The sequence below is a fragment of the Arthrobacter sp. fls2-241-R2A-172 genome (assembly GCF_030208885.1).
Taxonomy (GTDB): Bacteria; Actinomycetota; Actinomycetes; order Actinomycetales; family Micrococcaceae; genus Arthrobacter.
Map to the genome: position 1 here is coordinate 17,830 of NZ_JARVTB010000017.1, position 16,421 is coordinate 34,250.

The 16,421-nt window shown below is 61.2% G+C and carries 18 protein-coding genes and 2 pseudogenes; 9 read left to right on the top strand and 11 right to left on the bottom strand.

Annotation, left to right across the window (positions count from 1 at the left end):
• The first annotated feature begins 23 nt into the window (after positions 1-23).
• The 8 genes from QRM57_RS19565 to QRM57_RS19600 all read left to right on the top strand — a co-directional run bounded on the left by QRM57_RS19565 (position 24) and on the right by QRM57_RS19600 (position 4,806).
• On the top strand, positions 24-350 hold the full coding sequence (locus QRM57_RS19565) for an ArsR/SmtB family transcription factor (RefSeq protein WP_284987833.1): 327 nt from the start codon (positions 24-26) through the stop codon (positions 348-350).
• Positions 347-1,195 carry a cation diffusion facilitator family transporter gene (locus QRM57_RS19570; RefSeq protein WP_284987834.1) on the top strand — a complete coding sequence of 283 codons (849 nt, stop codon included), beginning with the start codon at positions 347-349 and terminating at the stop codon, positions 1,193-1,195. The genes QRM57_RS19565 and QRM57_RS19570 overlap by 4 nt, the downstream gene beginning before the upstream one ends.
• A gap of 3 nt (positions 1,196-1,198) precedes the next feature.
• Positions 1,199-1,513 (top strand): hypothetical protein, encoded by a 315-nt coding sequence (locus QRM57_RS19575; protein WP_284987835.1) that lies wholly within the window; start codon positions 1,199-1,201, stop codon positions 1,511-1,513.
• Between the two features lie 76 nt (positions 1,514-1,589).
• Positions 1,590-2,510 carry a cation diffusion facilitator family transporter gene (locus QRM57_RS19580; protein ID WP_284987836.1) on the top strand — a complete coding sequence of 307 codons (921 nt, stop codon included), beginning with the start codon at positions 1,590-1,592 and terminating at the stop codon, positions 2,508-2,510.
• Positions 2,510-3,208: a DsbA family protein gene (locus tag QRM57_RS19585; RefSeq protein ID WP_284987837.1), complete on the top strand. Its 699-nt coding sequence runs from the start codon at positions 2,510-2,512 to the stop codon at positions 3,206-3,208. Before QRM57_RS19580 ends, QRM57_RS19585 begins: the two co-directional genes overlap by 1 nt.
• 25 nt (positions 3,209-3,233) lie before the next feature.
• Positions 3,234-3,866, top strand: a complete 633-nt coding sequence (locus QRM57_RS19590; protein ID WP_284987838.1) for a copper resistance CopC family protein — start codon at positions 3,234-3,236, stop codon at positions 3,864-3,866.
• 108 nt (positions 3,867-3,974) lie between these two features.
• The gene (locus QRM57_RS19595) at positions 3,975-4,406 is read left to right on the top strand and encodes an SOS response-associated peptidase (protein ID WP_284987839.1); all 432 of its coding nucleotides are present in this window, start codon (positions 3,975-3,977) and stop codon (positions 4,404-4,406) included.
• A 142-nt stretch (positions 4,407-4,548) separates the two neighbouring features.
• Positions 4,549-4,806 (top strand): DUF2188 domain-containing protein, encoded by a 258-nt coding sequence (locus QRM57_RS19600; protein WP_284987840.1) that lies wholly within the window; start codon positions 4,549-4,551, stop codon positions 4,804-4,806.
• 35 nt (positions 4,807-4,841) lie between these two features.
• Here the strand turns inward: QRM57_RS19600 and QRM57_RS19605 are convergent, their stop codons facing one another.
• The 11 genes and pseudogenes from QRM57_RS19605 to QRM57_RS19655 all read right to left on the bottom strand — a co-directional run bounded on the left by QRM57_RS19605 (position 4,842) and on the right by QRM57_RS19655 (position 14,981).
• Complete coding sequence (locus tag QRM57_RS19605; protein WP_284987841.1) at positions 4,842-4,985, bottom strand: hypothetical protein; 144 nt, start codon at positions 4,983-4,985, stop codon at positions 4,842-4,844.
• Positions 4,986-5,076: 91 nt separating this feature from the next.
• A pseudogene (locus QRM57_RS19610) lies at positions 5,077-5,537 on the bottom strand (Y-family DNA polymerase); the annotation flags it as partial.
• A gap of 287 nt (positions 5,538-5,824) precedes the next feature.
• Positions 5,825-6,865: a hemolysin family protein gene (locus QRM57_RS19615; RefSeq protein ID WP_284987842.1), complete on the bottom strand. Its 1,041-nt coding sequence runs from the start codon at positions 6,863-6,865 to the stop codon at positions 5,825-5,827.
• Complete coding sequence (locus QRM57_RS19620) at positions 6,858-8,219, bottom strand: hemolysin family protein (RefSeq protein ID WP_284987843.1); 1,362 nt, start codon at positions 8,217-8,219, stop codon at positions 6,858-6,860. The genes QRM57_RS19615 and QRM57_RS19620 overlap by 8 nt, the downstream gene beginning before the upstream one ends.
• A gap of 219 nt (positions 8,220-8,438) precedes the next feature.
• Positions 8,439-8,609, bottom strand: a pseudogene (locus QRM57_RS19625) (YidH family protein); the annotation flags it as partial.
• Positions 8,610-8,627: 18 nt separating this feature from the next.
• The gene (locus tag QRM57_RS19630) at positions 8,628-9,620 is read right to left on the bottom strand and encodes a formylglycine-generating enzyme family protein (protein WP_284987844.1); all 993 of its coding nucleotides are present in this window, start codon (positions 9,618-9,620) and stop codon (positions 8,628-8,630) included.
• Complete coding sequence (locus QRM57_RS19635; protein WP_284987845.1) at positions 9,617-9,904, bottom strand: GntR family transcriptional regulator; 288 nt, start codon at positions 9,902-9,904, stop codon at positions 9,617-9,619. Before QRM57_RS19635 ends, QRM57_RS19630 begins: the two co-directional genes overlap by 4 nt.
• Before the next feature lie 133 nt (positions 9,905-10,037).
• Positions 10,038-11,663: an arylsulfatase gene (locus QRM57_RS19640; RefSeq protein WP_284987846.1), complete on the bottom strand. Its 1,626-nt coding sequence runs from the start codon at positions 11,661-11,663 to the stop codon at positions 10,038-10,040.
• A 50-nt stretch (positions 11,664-11,713) separates the two neighbouring features.
• Positions 11,714-12,598 carry a carbohydrate ABC transporter permease gene (locus QRM57_RS19645; protein ID WP_284987848.1) on the bottom strand — a complete coding sequence of 295 codons (885 nt, stop codon included), beginning with the start codon at positions 12,596-12,598 and terminating at the stop codon, positions 11,714-11,716.
• Positions 12,595-13,593, bottom strand: a complete 999-nt coding sequence (locus QRM57_RS19650) for a carbohydrate ABC transporter permease (protein WP_284987849.1) — start codon at positions 13,591-13,593, stop codon at positions 12,595-12,597. The genes QRM57_RS19645 and QRM57_RS19650 overlap by 4 nt, the downstream gene beginning before the upstream one ends.
• Positions 13,590-14,981 (bottom strand): extracellular solute-binding protein, encoded by a 1,392-nt coding sequence (locus QRM57_RS19655; RefSeq protein ID WP_284987850.1) that lies wholly within the window; start codon positions 14,979-14,981, stop codon positions 13,590-13,592. The genes QRM57_RS19650 and QRM57_RS19655 overlap by 4 nt, the downstream gene beginning before the upstream one ends.
• Before the next feature lie 245 nt (positions 14,982-15,226).
• On the opposite strand from QRM57_RS19655, the gene QRM57_RS19660 reads away from it, so the two are divergent.
• Complete coding sequence (locus QRM57_RS19660; protein WP_284987851.1) at positions 15,227-16,213, top strand: LacI family DNA-binding transcriptional regulator; 987 nt, start codon at positions 15,227-15,229, stop codon at positions 16,211-16,213.
• The last annotated feature ends 208 nt before the right edge of the window (positions 16,214-16,421 follow it).

Sequence of the window (16,421 nt, forward strand, 5' to 3'; positions counted from 1 at the left end):
ATCCTGCGCTGTACTTTGGGATCATGGAAACTCTCACCCACGCCCCGGTACTGGCCCGGTTCGGTTATGCGGTCTCGGACCCGACCAGGGCCCAGGTTCTACTGGCCCTCGCGGAGGCCCCGTCTTACCCGTCCGATTTGGCGGATTCGATCGGGGTGTCCCGGCAGAGTATGTCCAACCACCTGACCTGCCTGCGCGGCTGTGGGCTTGTGGTCGCGGTCCCGGATGGGCGGCGGACACGCTACGAACTGGCTGACGCACGTCTGGGGCATGCGATCAAGGACCTGCTCGGTGTGGTCCTGGCAGTGGACCCTGCCTGCTGCGCCCCGGACGGAGAGTGCTTCGCATGACGGCCCTCGTGAATGCACCGACCTCGGATCGCCGCGCGGTCCTCAGCCGCAGGATTAGGCTCTTCGCCGCGGCGACCATCACCTATAACGTAATCGAGGCAGTTGTGGCGCTGTGGGCTGGAGGAGTCGCTGACTCCTCAGCGCTGATCGGCTTCGGACTGGATTCGGTCATTGAGGTGACCTCGGCTCTTGCGTTGTCCTGGCAATTCTCCGCGAAGGACCCGGAGCGACGGGAGCACCTGACGTTGCGGATCATCGCTATCTCCTTCTTCGCGTTGGCCGCGTTCGTGGCCGTGGACGCTGTCCGCTCATTGACCGGTGCCGGAGAAGCCCAGCATTCGACACCCGGCATCGTGATTGCCGCGTTGAGCTTGGCCATCATGCCGGTGCTCTCTTGGGCCCAGCGGCGGGCAGGCCGGGAGCTCGGCTCCAAAACGGCGGTGGCCGATTCCAAGCAGACGCTGCTGTGCACCTACCTGTCAGCGGTGCTGCTGTTAGGCCTGGTCCTGAACAGCACCTTGGGTTGGTGGTGGGCAGACGCAGGCGCTGCGCTGGTCATCGCAGCGATCGCGGTCCGTGAGGGCGTCAACGCCTGGCGCGGGGACGTGTGCTGCACCGTCCCCCGAGCGGGCACGGAAGCCCACGGCGCTGCGGCGGACGAGTGCTGCTCTGCACCGGGAACGAAGGAAGGGGCGAGCCAGGACAGCGGTGAAGCTGCTTCGGACGCACCATTACCACTGAACAGGAACGCTGAGGAAAGCAAGAATTCCAGCTGCTGTGAAGGCTGTGGTTCCACTCCCGAGCCGAGGCCTCTCAGCCTCTCGCTGAACCCCAGGAACGACTGAGCCGTGAACTACGAACTACGCATTATCCAGGGCTGCCTAAACAGCGGTCCGGCCCTGGAGTTGTACCTTCAAGTCCTCGCCGCCGAAGGGAAAGACACCCGGGACGTAAAGGTCCGCGAAGTATGGACCGATGAGGACGCTGAAGCGCTCCGTTTCCATGGGTCGCCGTCATTCATAGCGGACGGACGGGACTTGTTTCCCGCCGAATCCGCGCCTGCCCTGACCTGCCGCGTTTATCGCTCGGAAGGCAGCATGGCTGGCCTGCCCTCCACCGAGCTGCTGCGCACTGCCGTGCGTGAGTTCGGCTCAGGAGCATGAGCGGTCCGCAGTCACGGATGGGCCCCCCGCGAGTGAGCAGGCCCTGCCCATTCACTCACTTCCAGGAGGTATCGGCATGAGCGGACACGACCACTCCCACGGGGGCTCGGACGCTGTTAGCCAACGCGGCAAACTCGTCGTTGTTTTCGCGATCACGTTCATGGTGATGGTTGCCGAGATCGTCGGTGCGGTGCTGACGGGGAGCTTGGCGCTGCTGGCTGATGCCGGGCACATGTTCACCGACTCGGCCGGGCTGCTGATCGCACTGATAGCTGCGTCCCTGGCCTTGAAACCCGCGACGTTGAAACGCACATGGGGTTACAAGCGCGCTGAGATCATCGCCGCGGCAGGCCAGGCAGCCCTCCTGCTGGGCGTTGGCGGTTTCGTCATCGTCGAAGGCATTCGCAGGCTCCTGGAGCCCCCGGAAGTCGGCGGGTCCACGATGCTGTGGTTTGGCGTCATTGGCCTTGCCGGCAACGCCGTCGGGCTGCTCGTGCTCGCCTCGGGCCGGAACCACAACTTCAATATGAAGGCCGCGTTCCTTGAGGTGCTCAATGACGCACTGGGATCAGTGGCGGTCATCGTCGCGGCCATCGTGATCGCCCTGACGGGCTGGACCCAGGCGGACGCCGTGGTGTCCTTGCTGATCGGCGCCCTGATCATTCCCCGCACGCTGAAACTGCTCAGGGATACCGTGAACGTCCTGATGGAAAACGCACCGCCAGGTCTGGATTTGGCGAAAGTCCGCGAGCACATCCTTGCCCTGCCCCACGTGATCGACGTCCATGACCTGCACGCCTCTCTGGTCGCTTCGGGAACTCCAGTCCTGTCGGCGCACGTTACCGTTCAGGACAAATGCATGCGCGACGGGCATTCGGCCACCATCCTCGCTGACTTGCAGTCCTGCGTGGCCGAGCACTTCGACGTCAGCATCGAACACTCCACCTTCCAGATCGAACCCGCCGCCCACCGCGACCAGGAAAGCATCCACCACTGATGACACAAGCACCACCCAAACCCCAGCCGCCCGCCCCCGACACGGGAAGGAAAATCCGCACCGTCATATGGATCCTGATCGGTGTCGTCGTTGCCGCAGGGGTGATCTGGTACGCCGTGTTCACCGCCACCAAACCAACACCTGGGCCCGCGTCGGCACCGGTGGATGGGGGACAGCTGGTCCGCGAGGACAGCCACCGCATCACCACTCCGGCGACGGAGAAGGCACAGCTCGTGGAGTTCCTGGACTTCGAGTGTGAATCCTGCCGGGCCGCATACCCGCTGGTGGAAGAACTCAAGAAGGAGTACGGGGACCGGATTACGTTCGTGCACCGCTACTTCCCGCTCCCCGGGCACCGGAACTCCGGCACCGCGGCCCTCGCCGTCGAAGCCGCAGCCCAGCAGGGAAAGTACGAGCAGATGGTAGCCAAGATGTTCGAAACCCAAGCAGAGTGGGGCGAAAAGCAGGACTCTCAAGCCGCCCTGTTCCGCAGCTACGCCCAGGAACTCAGCCTGGACATGACCCGGTACGATACGGACGTTGCGGACGAGAAAACCAAAGAACGGATCCGCAAAGACGTCGACGACGGCACCGCCCTTGGCGTCACCGGAACCCCGACATTCTTCCTCGACGGCAAAAAGCTCACTCTCAACACCGAGGAGCAGTTCCGCCAACTCCTCGACGACGCCGCCAAATAGACCACCACAAGCTACTGGAGCTACAGTGCACAACCCCACCAAGACCACCATCCAGCACCGCAGGGGCCGCCTCGCCCTTGCCTTGGTAGCAACAACCATGTTCGCGGCTCTTTCCGCAGCGCCCGCTCAGGCCCACGACTCCCTGACCTCCACCACACCGGAGAAGGACACCACTGTCGCGACCGCCCCGACCGCCGTGGCCCTGACCTTGTCCGAGCCGCCGACCGACGCCGCGAGCCTGAAGACGTCCGTCATCAAGGTCACCGACAGTACCGGGGCAACGATCAGCGACGGCAAGGTCACCATCTCCGGAGCCACGCTCTCCACCACCATTACCAAGGGCGCGAACGGCCCCTATACGGTGCTCTGGCGGGCAGTGTCCTCCGACGGGCACCCGATCGAAGGAAGCTACTCCTTCACAGTCCAGGACCCCACCCCCACGCCCACCGCAACAGCCCAACCGGGGCAGACATCGGCATCGGCCACACCAGCGACGACGGCCACACCAGCGACGACGGCCACCCAGCAAGCCGCAGCAGACAGCGTCCGCCCCGAAGACAGCAACGGACCCATAGTCGCGGCCCTCGCCGCAGCCGTGATCCTGATCGTTGCCGCCGGGTTCTTCTTCTCCCAGAGGTCCCGCCGGCCCGAACGATAAGGAGTGACCGTGAGCAGCCGGGCAGCAAGCGTCGTTCGCAGGGCGGCGCCTGAAGCATGTCGCCTACAGGTCGTTTAAGACGCGTCCTCAATGAACTGACCTGCGGAAATGTCAGGACCGGCACCCGCAACACCGGATAAGCCGGCTGAGGGCTATTACGAGTGGCAGAAGGCCGAGGATGGCAAGAAGATCCCGAACTATCTGTTCTCCGAGAAGGAACCGTTGTTGGGCTTCGCTGGCCTGTACGAGTTCTGGCCCGACCCTGAGCTGCCGGAGGACGATCCTGAACGGTGGCTGCTGACGTGCACGGTCCTGACCACAGTCACCCAGGACGCGCTGGGCCACGTCCATGATCGTTCCCCGGTCATCATCCCGAAAGACCGGTTCGCGGAATGGCTCGACCCGGACCTGACCGACAAAGCCGAGGTCCAACACCTGCTCGATTCCCTGCCGGAACCGACCCTGACACCGCGGATCGTCAGCACCAGGGTGAACAGCGTCCGCAACAACGGACCCGAGCTGATCCAACCGGCGGAGTGACAGACAGAGAGCCCCTCAAAAAGAATTTTCAGTTTTCGCGTCACGATTGCCGACAAGCCGGCACTGGTATGTGGGGAAGTTTCTGCACTGGCTATTAGGCTGGGCGCAACATCAATTCACCTCATTGAAGGAGTGGATCGAAATGGCCAAAGGCAACGACAACGACCGGTACGTGGTCCCCAACAGCGACCGGGGCGGCTGGGACGTCAAGAAAGAAGACGCGAAACGAGTCTCTGCCCATGAACCCACGAAAAAGGCCGCCGAGAAAAGGGCCAAGGAAATCGTGGAAAACACAGGCCGTGGCCACGGCGAAGTCCGCATCCAGAACAAGGACGGCAAGTTCGGCGACAGCGACTCGGGATCCAAGAATGAGTCACCGGCCAAGGACACCAAACACTAACCCAGCCAAAAGGCTTGCTGGCCTGTAGGGAGGTGTTAGTTCGTGCGGATGGCGATGGCTTTCGAGCCTTCCGGAATCAGCGCTTCGGCTGCTGCTTTGGCTTCCTCGTACGTGTCGCTTTCGGCGTCGACGTGGCTTAGCTTTCCGTCGGCGGCCTCTACGGTCAGGGTTACGTTCACGCCCATATTTTAGGCCGCCGCATCTGTGAAGGTGCGTTCCAGATCCGCGTGCAGCGCCGAGGCGCCGGGGCGCTCACGAAGGTCCACCGCACTTATTGCACAGCTTGGCCAGGGTCTTCGTTGGTGCGATCCCGACGCAGACCGGCACGCCGACGTGCCGCCGGCACGCGGCCTTCATTTCCCGGCCAAGGGCCAGCAGCTCGTCCGGTTCGCCCTTGACGCCCAGGAACGCCTCATCAATGGAGTACACCTCCACCCACGCCGAGTAGCGGCCCAGCAGCTCCATCACCCGGGCCGAAATGTCCCGTACAGTTCGTAGTTGCTCGACAAAGCCACCAGACCCCATTCCTTGGCCCGGGGCCGGAGCTTGAACCACGGATCCCCCATGGCAATGCCCAGTCGCTTCGCTTCAGGAGAGCGGGTGACAGCGCGGCCGTCATTGTTGGACAGGACGATGACCGGCTTGCCCTCCAGGGAAGGGTTGAACGCGCGCTCAGCCGAGGCGTAAAAGCAGTTCACATCCACGTGCGCGATCTCCTGCATCCGGCGCATCACCGCGGGCTTATATCGGTAACCAGGGTTATTCAATTTGGCGCTATTCGGGGCTTTAGAGACCGATTCAGGGTGGGCGATGATGCGAGGCAAGGTGGCTCCGATAGCGATGCTGATGGTTCTTCTCCCCAGGACTCTAGGGGCGGCCTCTGACATTGTTCCGCGTGCTGCATCGGCGCATCCGGCGTCGATGGCTCGTTAACCGAAGACCCCGCCCGGGGAGCGTTCCGGGCGGGGTCTTGGCTCTGTTAGCGGGGGCCGGCCTTCGACAGCACGACGCCGTGGGGTCAGGCGCTGGTGGCGTCCTGGACTTCGCCGACGAGTTCTTCGATGATGTCCTCGAGAAAGAGCACGCCGGTGGTGTTGCCTTCGGCGTCGAAGACCCGTGCTACGTGGGAACCTGTACGGCGCATGGTCGCCAGCGCGTCTTCGAGGTCGCTGCCGCTGAAGACGGATGCGAGTCGTCGGATGCGCTTCGAGGGCACCTGGGTGGTGAATTTCTCCGCGGAAGTCAGGTCCATGACGTCTTTGAGGTGCAGGTAACCGGATGGGTCGCCGTCGTCATTGGTGAGGATGTAGCGGGAATAGCCGTGCTCGGCGACGGCTGATTGGATGTCGGCCGGGGTGGCCGATGCGGGCAGCAGCACCATATCGCCGATGGGAACTTCGACATCCGCCACTTTCTTGGCGGTGAACTCGAAGGCCGCAGTGAGGGCGCCGGTGGTGTCGCTGAGCATCCCATCCCTGGTGGACTGCTCCACGATGTTGGCCACTTCATCCAGGGTGTAGGCGCTGGTTGCTTCGTCCTTCGGTTGGACTTTGAACAGGCGCAGGATGGAGTTCGCGATCCCGTTTAGGGTCCAGATGACAGGCTTGACGATTCTGGAGACCACCACCAGGGGAGGTGCAAGGATCAGCGCGGCGCGGGTAGGAACGGAGAAGGAGATGTTCTTCGGGACCATTTCACCGATGACCACGTGCAGGAAAGTCACCAGCAGCAGCGCCGCGACAAAGGCGATGATGCCGATGGCTTCCCCGGAGAGCGAGGTCAGTCCCAAGGGGATTTCAAGCAGGTGATGGATAGCCGGTTCGGAGACATTCAGGATCACCAGCGAGCAGACGGTGATGCCCAACTGGCTTGTGGCGAGCATGAGGGTGGCGTGCTCCATCGCCCAGAGGGTGGTTTTCGCGGCTTTGCTCCCAGCCTCGGCCTTGGGTTCAATCTGGGACCTTCGGGCTGAGATGACGGCGAATTCGGCGCCTACGAAGAACGCATTGACAACCAGCAGCACGATGAGCCAGATGATGCCGGGAAGGTATTCACTCATGGGTCAGCTCCTGCGTGAGGTTCTCAACAATTCTGTCGTGGGCGCTCATTGGCGCTTCCCCGCTGTCGCCAGGGGTGAAGCGGAGCCGTTCCACGTGAGTGCCCACGACGCGTTCCACACGCAAACTTCCGCCGTTGATGATGACCTCGTCGCCAAGTTCGGGGAGGCGGTCCAACTGGTCGGTGATGAAGCCGGCCATAGTGTCGTATTCCTCACCGTCAGGGACCACGATTCCGGTCCGGTCGAGAAGTTCATCGGGCCGCAGGGAGGCATCAAAGGTGATGGAGCGGCCGGTCCTGACCACGCCCACGCGCGCCCGGTCGTGCTCGTCTTCCAGTTCGCCAACGATTTCTTCCACCAGATCCTCAAGCGTGACGATTCCGGCCGTTCCTCCGTATTCGTCCGAGACGATGGCGACCTGCAGGCCTTGTTTGCGGAGCAGGCCCAGCAAAGTATCGACGCACATGGATTCGGGGACCCGCAACGGATCGATCATGAGAGCCTGCGCGGTGACGGTCCCGCGATCATCGAGGGGAACAGCGAAGGCTTGCTTTACGTGCAGTACACCCAGGACGTCATCGCGGTCGTCGCCGATCACGGGGAACCGGGAGTAACCGGTGGCCGTGGCGAGGGCCAGGATGTCTTCGGCGGAGTGGTCGACGTTCACTGCGGCCATCCGGACCCGGGGTGTCATAACGTCAGCTGCGGTGTGCTCCGAGAAACGCAGGGTGCGGTGCAGCAGGACGGCGTGGTCAAGGTCCAGGGAACCTTCCAAGGCGGAGCGGCGGACCAGGGAACTGAGTTCTTCGGCGCTGCGGGCACCGGAGAGCTCTTCTTTGGGTTCGATGCTAAAGGAGCGGATGATGCCGTTTGCCGTGTTGTTGAACAGCAGGATCACCGGCTTGAACACTGTGGTGAACAGGGTTTGGAAGGGTACGACGACTTTGGCCGTGGCCAGCGGAAGGGCGAGGGCGAAGTTTTTCGGGACCAGCTCACCGATGACCATGGAGAAGATGGTGGCCAGGAAAATGCCGGCCACCGCGCCGATACCGGGCACTACAGCTTCGGGCAGTCCAACTGACATCAGCGGGCCGCGGAGCATGGAGCTGATGGCCGGTTCAAAGGTGTATCCGGTGAGCAGGGTGGTCAGCGTGATGCCCAATTGCGCGCCGGAAAGGTGCGTTGAGGTGATCTTGAGGGCCTTGATGGTGGGCCCCAGGCGCCTCTCACCGCGCGCCTGGCGGGCTTCGAGGTCATTGCGGTCGAGATTGACCAGCGCGAACTCGGAAGCGACGAAGAATCCGGTGCCGACCGTGAGGACAAGGCCGATGCCGAGCATGATCCATTCATACATTCGGGCGCCCCTCTCCCATGGTGGCCGGTGATCCGGTCAGAAGGTTAAGGGGCCTGGGCATATGTGAAGGAGGGTCATCCATAATGCACTTAACTCTACGGGGCGCGGGGAGCACCGTGCGGCGTGTGCGCTGTAGGCGAAAGCGGTTAACTGCGCCGCTCCGGGCGCGCGCGCCGACGGTGGAACGTTGCCGTATCACTCGAGCTGAGGAAGGTCCATGAAGGCTTCCACAGCGACCCCACCGGCCAGCAGCGCAAGTGATGTGCGGATCCAAGCCAGAAAGGTTCGTTCGTTGGCGAGGGTAAACCGGGGATCCGGTTCTTCTCCGCCGAGCAGGATCCTAGCAGCTAGGTTGCTGCGGGTTCCGCTAGTTTTAGCTTCTTTTGTCACATCGCTGTCCTTCCACGTCTAGTCGATGGCGACGGTCCGGAAACCGCAGTTGCCGGAGGACGAGTCGGGAGTATTGGAGGTGCGCGCGGAGACTCTGTAGCGGTTGCAGTAGGAGTCGTGGCAGAGGTAGGAACCACCGCGCATGACGCGGCCGGCCCCGATCGTGGGTCCTTGCGGGTTGTTCCTTGGGGCGTTGCGGTAGTACTTGGGCAGGAACCAGTCGTTGCACCACTCCCACACGTTGCCCGCCATCTCGTAAAGCCCATAACCGTTGGGAGGAAAAGATCGCACTGGCGCTGGACCGAGATGGCCGTCATCGAGTGTGTTGGTTAGGGGGAATGTTCCTTGCCAGATGTTGCAGCGATGCTCACTATCGGGGGTGAGGTCGTTGCCCCAGGCATAGCGCATGCCTTCAAGGCCGCCGCGGGCTGCGAACTCCCATTCGGCTTCTGTGGGCAGGCGCCGCCCGGCCCAGCGGCAATAGGCCAGGGCATCGGTGTGGGAGACGTGGACTGCCGGGTGGTTGGGTATGTCCTGCCAGTCCGATGCCGGTCCAGTGGGGTGTGCCCAGTCAGCGCCACGGATGTTCAGCCACCAGGGTGCGCCGGACGCTGCGCCTAGAATTTCTTCTCCGGTGGCGGTGGAGAGTAGGTGGAACACGGCCGAAGACCCATACTGCTCTGCCTCGGTTCTGTATCCGGTTGAATGGATGAATGCTGCAAATTGGCTGTTCGTTATTGCCGTTTTGTCTACACGGAAGGCATTCAGGTAGACCTCGTGTACCGGTGTTTCGCCGTCTTCGGGGTAGCCGTCCCCAAACGCGTCTCCCATCTGGAAGACGCCTTCAGGGATCAACACGTCGTCATGGGTTTGATGGGCGGAAAGAGCGACGGGGCTAGGACGTGTGGTGCCCCTGGGATCCTTTCCGCTTTTGCGCGAGGGAGTGCAGCAGCTCTTGCCATTGCCGACCGCCACGTTCCCAGCCTCTGATGTTGTGTGCAACAGGTTCATTCCTCACCGATCTTCTCAGTTTGTGCAGACTCGGTCGTTTCCTTCTCCTGGGTGACCAGGAAGGTTCCCGCTCCTCGCCTGCGCGTAATAACCTGCTTGTCAACGAGGATCTGCATAGCGTGACGCACCGTTACCCGCCCTACCTGAAGCTGGCGGGCCAGTCCCTTGTCGGTCATTAGCTTGTGTCCTTCTTCGGGCGGATTGCGGGTCAGCTCAGCTTCGAAGGATTCCGCTATCTGGTAGTACAGCGGTATCGGCGAGTCTTTCTGTATGCGGACTTCCACGTGCAGGCTCCTCTCGTTGGATGCCGTCTTTGCCTCTTCCCGGCCAGAAGGTGGCACGGACTACTGGTGGCGGGCCCGGGCCGGAGTGTGTACTTCTGAAAGCCACCCAGCACCAGGCCGCCGTCCTTAGTCGTCAGCCGATTGCGTCGGTCCAGCCCAGACCACGCTTGTGGTAGATCTCAAGCGTTTTGTCGAACGGGATGACGCCGACGGAGTCGGCCCACAGCGACCAGTCCTCTTCGAGGTCCTTGACAAGAATGGCGTTTTGGTCCGCAAGGTCGTTGGTCTCACTGCGGTCTTCACTGATGTTGTACAGCTCCCATGGCCAACCGTGCTGCCGCACTAGCTTCCATTCCCCGCGTTGGATGGCTGCGTTTCCGCAGTGTTCCCAGTAGAGGGTCTGAGCCTTGCCGTCTTCGCCCCGGAGATCCGAAAGCATGCTCTGCCCAGTCAGCGGATAAATGGCGACTCCGTTGCGCTTTGCAGGGTACTGTGCATTGGCTGCTTCCAAGATGGTGGGCATGACGTCAACCAGCTGATGAGCGCCGTGGCGGATGCTGCCTTCGGCAAGTTGGCCGTTGGGCCAGTGGAAGATAAACGGTGAGGAGATCCCACCCTCGTGAGTCCAGACCTTGAAGAGCCGGAATGGGGTGTTGGACAGGTTTGCCCAGGACCGCCCGTAGCTGGAGTAGGTGTCATCCGCGCCGGGCATTACACCTGAATCATTGCCGATGACGACTCGGCGGCCGTCCTTGGTGTGGTGTTTGAGGATGTCGGCCCTCTTACGGAAACGTTCAAGGTCGATCAATGGGACCGGCTCGGCCGCGGCGCCATTGTCCGAGAGGAAGATGATGATGGTGTTTTCGTACTCGCCGTTGGCCTTGAGCGTATCCATGAGGCAGCCAATCCCACGGTCCATCACTTCAATTTGTGCGGCGTAGACCTGCATGCGGCGCGCCTGCCATTCCTTTTCCGTTTCGTCTTCCCAGCTGCTGACGACCGGATCACGTTCGCTCAATTCCGCGTTCTCGGACAGAATTCCCAGTTCGAGCAAACGCTGCATCCGGCGTTCCCGCAGGACATCCCAGCCCTCGTCGTAAACGCCGTCGTACTTGGCGATGTCCTCTTCGCGGGCATGAAGGGGCCAGTGCGGAGCGGTGTAGGGGACGTAAAGGAAGAATGGGCGTTCCGGAGCAGTCTGGTGATGTTCGTTGAGGAAACGGACGGCTTCATCGGTGATACGGTCGGTGTAGTAGAAGTCCTTATCGAGCGCCTCATCGTCGACATTGGTGTTGTCGCGGGTAAGAGTCCCGGGCTGGAAGTACGAACCGCACCCGGTGAGGGTGCCATAGAAGGAATCGAATCCGCGGTTCAGAGGCCAAGCCTCGTTGGGGTTGTGCACGTCATTGGAGAGGTGCCATTTGCCGCGCGCCGCTGTAGCATAGCCGGCCTCTTTGAGCGCTTCGGCCATGGTAATGCACTTGTCGTTGAGTGTTCCCTTGTAGCCGCCGCTGGTGCTGTCATCAATAGCGAGGATGCCGATACCGGCTTGGTGCGGGTGCAGCCCTGTCAGCAGGGAGGCCCGGGAGGGGCTGCAGCGGGGCGTGTTGTAGAAGTTGGTCATCCGCACCCCACCCTCAGCGAGTGCGTCCAAGTTGGGAGTGTTGATTTCCCCGCCGTAGCAGCCCAAGTCTGAATAGCCCATGTCGTCAGCGAGGACAACGAGGACGTTTGGTCGGGTTGAGTTCTGATCGCTCAATTTTGGTCCTTAAATTCGTGGTTCCAATTAGTAAGGGAAGGGGCCCAGCTTTAGCCCTTGACGGCTCCGGCGGTAAGGCTGGCAACGATCTGCCGGTTAGCGATGACGGCCATGATGATGATCGGCACTGCGGCGAGAGAGCCGATGGCGGCCATGGGCCCCCAGGCCACTTCGTAGGGCTGGACGATGGAGGCGATGCCGACCGTCAGCGGGGAGGTCCGGCCGCCAGAGGTCATGACGAGTCCGAACAGGAATTCATTCCAAGCCATGATTCCGGTGAACACCGCGACAGCTGCCATGCCGGGACGTACCAAGGGAAGCATCACCGAGAAGAAGGTCCTGGACTCGCTGGCGCCGTCCACCAGCGCCGCCTCGCGCAGCGACATGGGCACGCCGTCGAAGTACACCTTCAGCAGAAGGGTGGCGAAGGGCAACTGGAAGACAACGTTGAGCATGATCAAACCCGCGACAGAGCCTAGCAGCTGTAGGCCGGAAAGGGTGATGTACAGGCCAGGAACAAGGGTCATGGGAGGGATGATGCTCAGGAACGCTGAGAGTGCCAGCATTGTGAGCGTGAGCCAGCGGGGAAGTGCCAGCTGGGAGAGGGCGTAGCCGGCCAGCGCGCCTACCACGAGGCAAAGGACAACAGTTCCAGCGACTATGAGCACGCTGTTGACGAGTTGGGCGACGAAGGGCTCTCCCGGGCGGAAAAGCTGGGCGAAATTGTCCATGGTGAAGGAGAACGACCAAGTGCGGTTGATGATGTCGCGGCCGTCCTGGAAAGCAAGGACGATCATCCATGCGATGGGAATGAGCCCGATCAGGACTGATAGGCCGAGGAGTACCTCTGTCAGCGGGTAGATCTTGCGGCCACGAAAAGTAAGTCTCGACTTGCGCGGTGCTGCTTCGGTGCGGACGGGGGCCAGAGTGGTCATTTCATGTAACCTTGCGTTTGGAAATTCGCGCCAAGACGGATGGCGTTCCGACGCGACATTAGTGAGCGGATACCGGCAGCGATGCCTGCGATGATGACGATGAGCAGAACGACGGAGACGCTAAACGCTGCGCCGTAGCCGAGTTCGAGTCTGTCGAAGAAGACGTTGCGGATGTGCAGGCTCACCAAAGTCGTCGACGTACCCGGACCGCCATGGGTCAGGAGGAACATTTCGTCGAAGGCTTTGACGGACATGAGTAGGCGAATGATTGTGGCTGCAGCGATAGCTGGCCAGATCATCGGGAGCATGACACGGCTGAAGCGCTGCCAGTAGCTGGCACCGTCAACTTCAGCGGCTTCCATGATTTCGGTATCGATCCCGCGGATCGCGGTGTAGGCGAGAAGGAACACCAGGGGTGTCCAGTGCCAGACGTCGACCAGGATCACCGAGGCCATTGCGCCGGCGGCTTCGCCCAGCCACCCCTGTTCGGGAATGCCGATGGTGCGCAGAACCTTGTTCAAAGCACCGATGCTGGGGCTCAGAATCAGAAGCCACATGAGGCTGATGGCGACTGGGGTGACCACTGCCGGCCACAGCACCATATTACGGGCGATACCTGTCAAAAGCACTGCGCGGTCCACCAGCACGGCCAGGCCGACACCGAAAATGATGGTCAAAGGGACCGCGCCCAGTACGAAGATTGTGCTGGCCACCACGGACTGCATTGCGGTGGGATCGTTGCCAATGTAAAGGTAGTTCTCCAGTCCCGTGAAGGACCAAGTGAAATTGCCTTGCTGTACCGAAACGTCAGAGAGGGACATCCGGAGGAGATGGAACAGGGGCAGAACGCCAAAGACTCCCATGAACAGGGCGAAGGGCAGCGCCGCGAGCAGGGCAAACCGCGATAGCCGCTGCTTTTTGGCAGGCTGACGGACATGGACATAGCCGGTGGCTGCCGCCTCGACGTTCCCGACCTGAGCGAGGGAAGAACTCATTTCAGATACCCGGCCTTACGAACCACATCGGTTATCTCCTGGTTGAGCTTGTCCAGTGCAGGCTTAACCGGATCGTCGTTGGAAACAATGGCACTGAGCGACTTTTCCACCACTTCGAGCATGGGAGAGGCGAACTCGTACCGGACTGCGGGGCGTGCATTGGGGAAGGAATCAGCCACCGGATCCAAGTAGCTGCGCATTGCTGCAGGAACCTCGGAAGCGGTGTACACATCTTTCCGCGTCGGGATACCTGTACCGAGGGTGAACTTTCTCTGCGTGTCCACTGAAAGCATCCACTTGATGAAATCGGAAGCGGCCTTGGAACGTTCAGCCGACAGCCCCGAGGGTACTGACAGGACCCATGTTCCTGATGTCGGGGCCGGGGCGCCTGCGGGCCCGGCCGGCACGACTGCGTATCCCATCTTTCCCGCAACGCGAGAAGCCTTCGCATCTTCCATCTGGGGTGCCGAAGCGACTACACTGTGCACCTGGAGCAAATCCCCGCTCTGCATCGAGGACACGACTTCCGCCTGACCCAGCGTTTGGGGCTGGGCAGGGCCCAGCTGCAGCAAACGGCGGTACATTTCCACGGCAGCGACAGCCGAATCAGTGTTGACTGTGGGCGTCCAGTCTTTGCCCTCGTCCCTAAACCACGATCCGCCATAGCTGTAGAAGACGGGCATGAAATCATACGTTATGGACTGCCCGCCGGAACTGGCCTGGCCGCGAGCGGCATGTCCGTACTTGACCACGCCGGCCTGTTGCGCCTTCCGCCCATTGGCGTAAGCATCCTCCCAAGTCGCCGGCACCTTCAGGCCAAGCTGGTCATACAGGTCCTTCCGGTACATCAAGATGTGCACGTTACCGTTCAGAGGAAGACCCATGACATCACCATTAGCTGAGGAAGTCTTGGAGGTGGCGTCCCAACGAACCAGATTGGAGTAACTGATGATCTGGTCGTCGGGGGTGAAGGAAGAATCAATCTTCTTTAGCGGTGTTACCCACATCTGAGTGAAGAACTGGGCAGTCCACGGTTCATCGATCTGGAAGATGTCGAAGGCCCCACTGTTGGACTGCATTGCATTGACCATCTGTGTCCGCAGTCCGTCGTAAGGGAACTCACGCAGATTAATCCTGATCCCCGATTCCGCTTCGTAGCTGGCCGCGATTTCCTTGTAAGCATTCAACCAGGGCGAGCGATGGGTGGGGATGACCAGTTCCGTGACCTTGCCACCGCCGCCCCCGCCCCCGAGAGCGCCGCCACCACCTGAGGAGCAACCGGCAAGAGTGCCGAACGCAGGAATGGCGGCCCCGAGTGCTATTTGAAGTGCGTGGCGACGACTGATGGTTCGAGTGCCCGCTTCCTTGCGAGCTGCAGTAGGTTCCATGCTTCTGTCTCTCCCTCATTGGAGTCAAGTTTTATAGAGCGCGATATAACCACTTCATTATGTAGATTCATGCCGTGACGTGTCAAGAAAAAATTGTGATCAAAATCATTTATAGAGCGCGCTACTGATGCACGTCGTCATCTCTTCCTGGCTATACTGTGGGAGTTACCGAGGTAGCCCAAAAGGAGGACGGATCAGTGTCGATCAATGCGAAAGTGGTGCCCCGCGGTAAGAGGGAACCAACGATGGCTGACATTGCTGTCCGTGCGGGTGTCTCACGCGCGCTCGTTTCCACTGTCTTCAGAGGTGCGCCAGGAGCAGGCGAGGCTACCCGCGCCCGTATTCTCCAAGTAGCGGAAGAACTGGGCTACCGGCCTAACCAGGCCGCTCGGAATCTAGCGAGCACCAGCACGCGCCTCCTCGGGCTTCTCCTGCGTCCCCGCAACCCCTTTCACGTAGACCTTCTCGAAAGCATGTACCCGCTGGCTGAGGAGGCCGGGTATGACATCGTGATGAGCGCGATGGCACCTCAGCGCGATGAACGGAAGGCGCTCGAGGCTCTTCTCGGATACCGCAGCGAGGCGGTGATCGTCCTAGGCGGGCAGCTACGCAACGAGGACATTGAAAGAGTGCTGAGGTCAACACCCGTGATCATGCTTGGCCGACCGAGCAGTGTCGCAGGTGTGGACTCGATCACGAGCGACGCGGTCAACGGTGTGCGCCTTGCTGTTGAACATCTCGTAGATCTGGGTCATACACGCATCACCCTTGTCGGCGGAGTCTCCGGAGACTCCGCCGACAAGGAACAGAGCTATCGGGCCGCCATGAACTCGTACGGACTCAAGCCCGACGTGGTAACCCACGACACCACCTCCGAAGAGGAAAGCGGTGCCGAGGCCGCACTCGAACTCCTCAACTCGGATCGAGGCTTGCCGAGCGCAGTCTTCGCAGTCAACGACAGGACCGCAACCGGGTTCATCGACATGCTCCTCCGGCGCGGGGTATCTGTCCCGGACGACGTCTCGGTCGTCGGATACGACGACAGCCAATTCGCACGGCTTGCCCACATGAGCCTGACAACGATAAGGCAGGACACCCCACGTATGGCACAACTGGCCATTCAAAGGGCAATCAGCCGGGTCAACGGCGAAACTCCGACCGACCAAAGACTGGTGTTGAAGCCGGAACTCGTCATCCGATCCACAACCGCGCCTCCGCACCCTCGACGCTGAGCCCAGATTTTGCTACTCGATGACTTGGTAAAGCATAATTGGGTGCCTGAGCAAGCAGCGTGCAGGAAGGCGTCTCGTATCCCTTGGGATACGAGACGCCTCGTCCCGAAGTGCGCGAGCAGTCTTGGTGGGTCTTGATTTTCGCGCAACTGCGCAACTTTCCCGCGCCCCGACAATTCTCATAACTATGTCTCGAAACCTTCGGCGA

What these genes read in the sequence shown, in the direction of transcription:
- QRM57_RS19565 (WP_284987833.1), top strand. Translation starts at nt 24, where the DNA reads ATGGAAACTCTCACCCACGCCCCGGTACTGGCCCGGTTCGGTTATGCG.
- QRM57_RS19570 (WP_284987834.1), top strand. Translation starts at nt 347, where the DNA reads ATGACGGCCCTCGTGAATGCACCGACCTCGGATCGCCGCGCGGTCCTC.
- QRM57_RS19580 (WP_284987836.1), top strand. Translation starts at nt 1,590, where the DNA reads ATGAGCGGACACGACCACTCCCACGGGGGCTCGGACGCTGTTAGCCAA.
- QRM57_RS19585 (WP_284987837.1), top strand. Translation starts at nt 2,510, where the DNA reads ATGACACAAGCACCACCCAAACCCCAGCCGCCCGCCCCCGACACGGGA.
- QRM57_RS19595 (WP_284987839.1), top strand. Translation starts at nt 3,975, where the DNA reads ATGTCAGGACCGGCACCCGCAACACCGGATAAGCCGGCTGAGGGCTAT.
- QRM57_RS19600 (WP_284987840.1), top strand. Translation starts at nt 4,549, where the DNA reads ATGGCCAAAGGCAACGACAACGACCGGTACGTGGTCCCCAACAGCGAC.
- QRM57_RS19615 (WP_284987842.1), bottom strand. Translation starts at nt 6,865, where the DNA reads ATGAGTGAATACCTTCCCGGCATCATCTGGCTCATCGTGCTGCTGGTT.
- QRM57_RS19620 (WP_284987843.1), bottom strand. Translation starts at nt 8,219, where the DNA reads ATGTATGAATGGATCATGCTCGGCATCGGCCTTGTCCTCACGGTCGGC.
- QRM57_RS19630 (WP_284987844.1), bottom strand. Translation starts at nt 9,620, where the DNA reads ATGAACCTGTTGCACACAACATCAGAGGCTGGGAACGTGGCGGTCGGC.
- QRM57_RS19645 (WP_284987848.1), bottom strand. Translation starts at nt 12,598, where the DNA reads ATGACCACTCTGGCCCCCGTCCGCACCGAAGCAGCACCGCGCAAGTCG.
- QRM57_RS19650 (WP_284987849.1), bottom strand. Translation starts at nt 13,593, where the DNA reads ATGAGTTCTTCCCTCGCTCAGGTCGGGAACGTCGAGGCGGCAGCCACC.
- QRM57_RS19655 (WP_284987850.1), bottom strand. Translation starts at nt 14,981, where the DNA reads ATGGAACCTACTGCAGCTCGCAAGGAAGCGGGCACTCGAACCATCAGT.
- QRM57_RS19660 (WP_284987851.1), top strand. Translation starts at nt 15,227, where the DNA reads ATGGCTGACATTGCTGTCCGTGCGGGTGTCTCACGCGCGCTCGTTTCC.